This is a genomic window from Deltaproteobacteria bacterium (assembly GCA_029210625.1).
Lineage (GTDB): Bacteria > Myxococcota > Myxococcia > SLRQ01 > SLRQ01 > JARGFU01.
This window is the reverse complement of sequence record JARGFU010000026.1, coordinates 60528-67246: the sequence shown is the minus strand read 5'-3', so window position 1 is coordinate 67246 and position 6719 is coordinate 60528. Positions and strand designations below refer to the sequence as shown.

Annotated in this window: 5 protein-coding genes; 1 reads left to right on the top strand and 4 read right to left on the bottom strand. The window is 69.1% G+C overall.

Going from position 1 to position 6719, the window contains the following annotated elements; translation table 11 throughout:
• Positions 1–237 precede the first annotated feature (237 nt).
• Positions 238–1146, top strand: a complete 909-nt coding sequence (locus P1V51_20750) for a transposase (protein ID MDF1565479.1) — start codon at positions 238–240, stop codon at positions 1144–1146.
• A 364-nt stretch (positions 1147–1510) separates the two neighbouring features.
• Here P1V51_20750 and P1V51_20745 read toward each other — a convergent pair whose 3' ends face one another.
• From P1V51_20745 to P1V51_20730, 4 genes are read right to left on the bottom strand one after another with little or no spacing between them, the layout of a single operon-like run.
• Positions 1511–2974 carry an amidohydrolase family protein gene (locus P1V51_20745; protein MDF1565478.1) on the bottom strand — a complete coding sequence of 488 codons (1464 nt, stop codon included), beginning with the start codon at positions 2972–2974 and terminating at the stop codon, positions 1511–1513.
• Between the two features lie 4 nt (positions 2975–2978).
• Positions 2979–5372 (bottom strand): molybdopterin-dependent oxidoreductase, encoded by a 2394-nt coding sequence (locus P1V51_20740; protein ID MDF1565477.1) that lies wholly within the window; start codon positions 5370–5372, stop codon positions 2979–2981.
• The gene (locus tag P1V51_20735; protein MDF1565476.1) at positions 5372–5836 is read right to left on the bottom strand and encodes a (2Fe-2S)-binding protein; all 465 of its coding nucleotides are present in this window, start codon (positions 5834–5836) and stop codon (positions 5372–5374) included. Before P1V51_20735 ends, P1V51_20740 begins: the two co-directional genes overlap by 1 nt.
• Entirely contained in the window at positions 5833–6687 is an 855-nt protein-coding gene (locus tag P1V51_20730) for an FAD binding domain-containing protein (GenBank protein ID MDF1565475.1), read from the bottom strand. Before P1V51_20730 ends, P1V51_20735 begins: the two co-directional genes overlap by 4 nt.
• Positions 6688–6719: the final 32 nt, after the last annotated feature.

Below are 6719 nucleotides of genomic sequence, written 5' to 3'. Positions count from 1 at the left end.
AACCCACCACCAACCACGCCTCGACACCATCCCGATCAACCTTACCCGAAAGGTGCCAGGCACTTAGTAGAAACCTCCCTGAGGGGCAATCGGCTCGCGCGGCTCGACGAGGTGAACCGGCCCGGTTTCTGGACTGGTAGTCCCGATTTCTGACCCTCCCGAGCAACCTGCGGTCTCCGACCAGCCCGAATCCGGCCCACGGAGGCCTGGCCTCTTGTTTGCTTGGAGACGCATGGCATGGGACGCCCCCTTCGATATGCGGAATCCTGGCAAGCCGTCGAAGTCACGGCCAGAACCATCCAGGGCCGGTTTCTTTTGAGGCCGTCGAAACGTCTCAACGCCCTGATCGCCGGCATTCTGGCCGTCGGAAAACAACGACACGGGGTTCGAATCTACAACTTCGTCTTCCTGTCGAACCACTTTCATATGCTGATCGCAGCTGCGAACCCTCGCACCCTCTCGCGGTTCATGAATTTCGTCATGGGGAGCATCGCCCGAGAGGCTGGCCGGCTGCATGCCTGGAGAGGGCCGTTCTGGGGGCGCCGATACCGATCCATCTCGATCACCGATGAGGCGAGCCTCCGCGATCGTATGCGTTATCTCTATGAGCATGGCTGCAAAGAGGGGTTGGTCGCCCATCCAGCCCTCTGGCCAGGCCTCAATGCCGTCGAAGCCCTGACCCGGGGCGCACCGCTCGAGGGAATCCGGATCGACCGCACCGCCCTGTACCTGGCGCAAAGGCTCAGACGGAGGCCGCCCAGTGAGAAGGACTTTACCTCGTTCCACGCACTTATCGTGGATCCCCTCCCGTGCTGGAGTGACCTCACCGTGGAGCAGCAACGACACCTCAACCGAGAGCTCGTCGAGGACGTGGCCATTGCCTTCGTCGATGATCCCCGCCGGAGCAAGAAGGCTCTCGCATCGCTTCGCAAACCCCCTCACCACCAACCGCGGCGACTGAAGCAGGGTCCTGCTCCGCTCTGCCACTCCGCGACCCCCGAGGGCCGACGGACGTTCAAGGAGGCCTATCGGGCCTTCGTGGAAGCCTATCGCGCTGCGGCGGAACGGAACTTCATCGACCTGCCTTCCCTCGGTTTTCCGGATCACACTCAGGTGATTGCCTTTCCCGCCGACGCAACCGCATAGGTCTTCGTCCCACCGGGGTTCCACGTTCCGGTGCTCAATCGTAGCTGGAACCATCGGTACTCGACCCTGGGCCGCCAGCGGCGCCGGTCACTCCACCTCGGAACAGCCGCCCGCCCTCGATGATGTTCCGAGGGCCCCCTCAATCGCGCGGTGGCTGGCTGACACCAGGAGTGGAACGCCGTTCGCTCGACCCGAACTCCAATGCCCTCCTCCAAGGTGCCCCTCTAAGTGCCTGGCACCCAGCACCGCACCGCACCCAGCACCGGGCACTCAGCACCGGCACCCCCAGCACCCCCCAGCACCCCCCAGCACCGATGATCCCTCCCGGAGAGGCTCGAGCCCGGGATCAGCCTATCATCCGGCGTCAGCGGTTGACGCCGGTGCCCCGGATCTCCTCGGCCTGGCCACGGTAGACGTCGAGGCGTTCGGCGAGGAGGGTGATCTTCTCGCTGATCTCGGCCACGTCGAGGGTCGTGAGGCGGTAGTCGTCCTTCACGACCTCGCCGCCGGCGACGACCCAGCGCGCCTCGCTGCCGTCCGACGCCCAGATGAGGTTCTCGACGACGTTCACCTTGCGGGTGGGCGTGAGGTTGGGGCGGGTCAGGTCGATGAGGACCAGGTCGGCGGCCTTGCCCGGCTCGAGGGAGCCGGCGTCGATCCGCAGCATCTCGGCCGCGTCGATCGTGATCATCTCCAGCACCTGCTGGGCCGGCAGGTTCTCGGCCCGGCGGTGCAGCGCCTTCTGGTACTGCGAGGCCAGGCGGGCGGCCGCCAGGATGTTCTGGTTGTCGGCGCTGCCCGAGCCGTCGGTGGAGATCGCCACCGGGATGCCCGCCTCGAGCATCTCCATGATCGGCGGCATCCCCGAGCCGAGGATGGTGTTGGCCAGCGGGTTGTGGACGATCCGGGTGCCGGTGTCCGCGAGGATCCGCAGGTCCTCGTCGGTGGTCTGCACCTGGTGGGCCAGCACGGTGCTCTCGTCGAGGATGCCGATCGACTCGGCGTACTGCACCGGGGTCTGGCCGTACTCCTTCCGGAACCACTCGGTGGTGCCCTTCTCCTCGGAGGAGTGGCAGTGCAGCAGGGTCCCGTTCGCCCGGGCCCAGGCCTTCAGCTCCTCGAGCATCTCCGGGCCGTTGGAGAAGAGCTGGTCGGGGCCGGGGATCACCGCGGTGCGCGGATCGCCGCCGTGCTTCGCCACGCCCTCGTCGAGGCGCTTCAGCGCCTGGGCCGGGGTGTCGAGGATCTTCTCGTAGTAGTTCCGGTCCTGGCCGCCCACCGCGATGATGATCCGGGTCCCGGCCTTGCGCGAGGCGCTGGCCAGCTCGTCGACCCGGTACTTCGAGAAGTTGCAGTGGTGGGTCATGGCCGAGGTGATGCCGTAGTAGAGGTCGTCGGCCTTGGCCTTCAGGTAGGTCAGCTCGTGAGCGTTGACGCCCAGCTCCCGCTCGAGCTCGACGCCCTGCTCGTCGAGGAAGCGGGTGAAGAGGTTCACCGCCCCGTCGAGCCAGGCGGTGAGCGGCACGTCGCGGGTCAGCCCGATGATCGGCGACTCGTGATCGTGGCCGTGGGCCTTCACGAAGCCCGGCACGATCACCGCGTCGTGCTGGACGAGCCCCTCGGCCGTGGTGGCCGTCCCGCCCCCGAGCACCGCGAGCGAGCCGTGCTCGGAGAGCAGGCGGGCGCCGAGCTCGTCGGAGTAGGCGCCGACCTCCAGCAGGCGGTCACCCTGCCAGAGCACGTAGCCGTCCTCGATGCGCTCGTCGCGCCTCCCCTTCGCGATGGGGAGGAGCAGGCGAGCGCGGGCGAAGCGGACAGGAGCGGTCATGTTTTCACTCTCCGGACGACTGCTGGTCGAGCCAGGCCCGGCGCACCTTCTCGGGGGTGATCGGCAGGTCGCGGAAGCGGATGCCGATGGCGTTGGCGATGGCGTTGGCGATGGTCGGCCCGGGGCCGTCGGCGGGGATCTCGGAGACCGACTTCGCCCCGAAGGGGCCGGCGGGCTCGAAGGACTTCACCAGGATGGTCTCGAAGTCGGGGGCGTCCAGGGCGGTGAACTGCTTGTAGTCGCCGAAGCTGTCCGAGAGCAGCTTGCCCTTCTCGTCGAAGATGTAGTCCTCGGAGAGGGCGTAGCCCATGGAGGTCACCGCGCCGCCCTCGGTCTGCCCCTCCGCGCTGGCCGGGTGGATGGCCACCCCGCAGTCGACCGCGGCGACGTACTTGAGCAGCTTCACGCCGCCGGTCTCGGTGTCGACCTCGACCTCGCAGAAGTGCGCCGAGAAGGGCGGCGGACACTCGAAGGTCATGTGCGAGCCGTGGTCCTGGATCTGGTGCTGATCGTGCTCGTAGAAGGTCGAGAGGCAGATGTCGGCGTAGCTGATCGAGTCGCCGTCGGCCGCGCGCACGTGCCCGTCCTCCAGGCGCAGGTCGTCCAGCTTCTTCTCCTTGCCGTGGACCCGCCACATCTCGAGGGCCGCCTCGCGAAGCTGACGGCCCGCGCCCTCGGCGGCCTTCTTCACCGACTGACCCGAGATGAAGGTCGTCGAGGAGGCGTAGGCCCCGGTGTCGAAGGGGGTGTGGTCGGTGTCGCTCGAGTAGATGACGATCTTGTCCAGCGGCACCGAGAGCGCCTCGGCGGCGATCTGCGAGAGGATGGTGTCGCTGCCGGTGCCGATGTCGGTGGCGCCGACGTGGAGGTTGAAGGAGCCGTCCTCGTTGAGCTTGATCCGGGCCGAGGCCATGTCGACGCCGGGGATGCCCGAGCCGTGCATCAGGCAGGTCATGCCCATGCCCCGCTTGATCGGGCCGTCGCGATCCAGCGAGTCGCGGCGCTCCCAGCCGATGGCCGCTGCGCCGCGGTCGATGCACTCCTGGATGGCGTTGGAACGGATGCGCTGGGGCGGCCCCTCCTTGCCCTCGCCCAGGCTCTTGGCCAGCACGTTGTCGTGCCCCGGGGCGATGACGTTCATCCGCCGGAAGGCGATGGGGTCCATGCCGAGCTTGTCGGCGACCTCGTCCATGTGGGTCTCCATGGCCATGAAGCCCTGGGGACCGCCGTAGCCGCGGAAGGCGCCGCCGGGGGGGAGGTTCGTGTAGACCGTCTTCATGATGAAGCGGTAGGCCTCGGCGTCGTAGAGGGGCAGAGTCTTGCCCGCCGTGCAGCTCTGCACGGTCAGGGCGTGGGCGCCGTTGGCGCCGGTGTTCGCCAGCACCTCGAGCTCCTGGGCGACGATCGTGCCGTCCTTCATCACCCCGGTCTTCCAGCGCAGCCGCTGCGGGTGCCGGGTGCGCGAGGAGCAGAACTCCTCGGAGCGGGTGTGCATCAGCCGCGCGGGCTTGCCGGTGCGCAGGGTGACCAGCGCCGGCAGATCCTCGAGGAGGATCTCCTGCTTGCCGCCGAAGCCGCCGCCGATCCGGGGCTTGATGACCCGGATCCGGTTCAGGGGGATCTCGAGGATCCGGGCCAGGATGCGCCGGCTGTGGAAGGGCACCTGGGTGGCGACCCGCACCACCAGCCGGTTGTCCTCGTCGAGCCAGGTCAGGGCGACGTGAGGCTCGAGGCAGCAGTGGGCCTGGTAGGGCACCGAGTACTCGCGCTCGAGCACGAGGTCGGCCGAGGCGAAGGCCTTCTCCATGTCGCCGTGCTCGACGAGCATCTGGGCGGCGATGTTCCGGTCCTTCTCGTAGTCGGGCAGACCCGTCGCCTCGGGCTGGTCGTGCAGCACCGGCGCGCCCTCGTCCGCGGAGCGGCGCGAGTCGAAGATGGGCTCGAGCAGCTCGTATTCGACCTCGATCAGCTCGACGGCCCGGGCGGCGGCCCGCTCGGAGGTCGCCGCCACGCAGGCGACCCGGTCGCCCACCCAGCGCACCTTCCTGTCGAAGATGAAGATGTCGTAGGGCGAGGGCTCGGGGTGCCCCTGGCCCGCGGTGGTGTAGGGGATCCGCGAGACATTGCCGTGGTGGAGGATCAGCTCGACCCCCGGCACCGCCTCCGCCTTGCTGGTGTCGATGGACTTGATGATGGCATGGGCGTGGGGGCTCCAGAGCACCTTGAGGTAGAGCATCCCGTCCAGGTCGACGTCGTCGGCGTAGGTGCCCTTGCCCAGGGCGAGCTTGAGGGCGTCGACCCGCTCGGGGCTGTGGCCCACGACCTTGAAGTCGTCCTGCGAGTCGATGCTCTCGGCGCCGGTGTCCCAGCCCTCGGGGATCTTCCTGCGATCGTTCATCACTCTGCCCTCATCTTCTCGGCGGCGGTGAGCACCGCCTTGATGGGCTTCACGTAGCCGGTGCAGCGGCAGACGTGCCCGGCCAGGGTCTCCCGCACGTCGCCGACCTCGGGCGTGGGGTTCTCGTCGAGCAGCGCCTTGGTGGCGATGACCATCCCCGGCGTGCAGTAGCCGCACTGGATGGCGGTCTCGTCGACGAAGGCCCGCTGGATCGGGTGGGGCGCGTCGAAGCTCCCCAGGCCCTCGATGGTGAGCACCTCGTGACCGTCGGCCTGGGCGGCCAGCACGATGCAGCTGGGCACCTCGACGCCGTCGAGGAGCACGGCGCAGGCGCCGCAGTCGCCCTGCTCGCAGCCGCGCTTGGTGCCGATGAGGCCCTCGCGCCGCAACACCTCGGTGAGGAACTCGTGGGGCTCACACTCCCAGGAGACCGGGAGGCCGTTCACCGTCAGGGAGATCTTCATGCCACCTCCTCCTCGCCGAGCACGGCGGCCAGGGCCCGCAGGGCCAGCGTGGCGCAGAGATCCTTCCGGTACTCACCGCTGGCCCAGGGATCCTCGAAGGCCGCGGCCTCGATGAGCAGGCTCCCCCGGGCCTGGTCCCGCCAGTCCGCCGGCCGGGCCGCGAGCCAGGCCGCGGCCAGCTGCTCGGTCAGCTCGAAGCGCTTCAGATCCGCCGCGCCGGGCCCCTGGAGGTTGGCGGCGATCCGCACGGTCTCGCCGGAGACCGCCGCGGCGACGCTCATCAGGGGACGATCCACCGCGCTGCGGCCGAAGCGGCGCAGGGCGCTCGCCCCCGGGGCCACCGGCAGGAGCACGGCGACGAGGAGGGCGCCCTCCAGCGCCGCCCGCGCGTCGCCCAGGGGATAGTCGAGGGTCTCCTCGACGACCGCGCCCCCGGAGAGGCGCCGCAGCACGAGCCGCGCGCCGAGGGCCGCGAGGGCCGGCGGGAGGTCCTGATCGGCGCGGTCGACCATGATCCGGCCGCCGAGGGTCGCCCGGTTCTGGATGCCCTTCACCGCGAAGGCGGCCGCCGCCTGGCGCAGGGCGGTGAAGTGCTCGCCCTCGAGCTCGGCCGCCCGGCGCAGCTGGCCGAGGGTGAGGCTGGCGCCGAGGCGCAGGACGTCGCCCTCCCGGCTGATCCCGCCGAGCCCCAGCGCCTGCAGGTCGATGACCTCGACCAGGTGCTCGTGGCCATGGACGTTGAGGTCGGTCCCGCCGCCGAGGAGGGCGGCCTTCCCGCCGCCGTCCTCGAGGAGGCGCAGGGCGGCCTCGACGGTCTCGGGTCGATGGTACTTCTCCAGGCGCAGGTACATCCTTCGACTCCTTGGGGTTGTCCTTCGAGAAT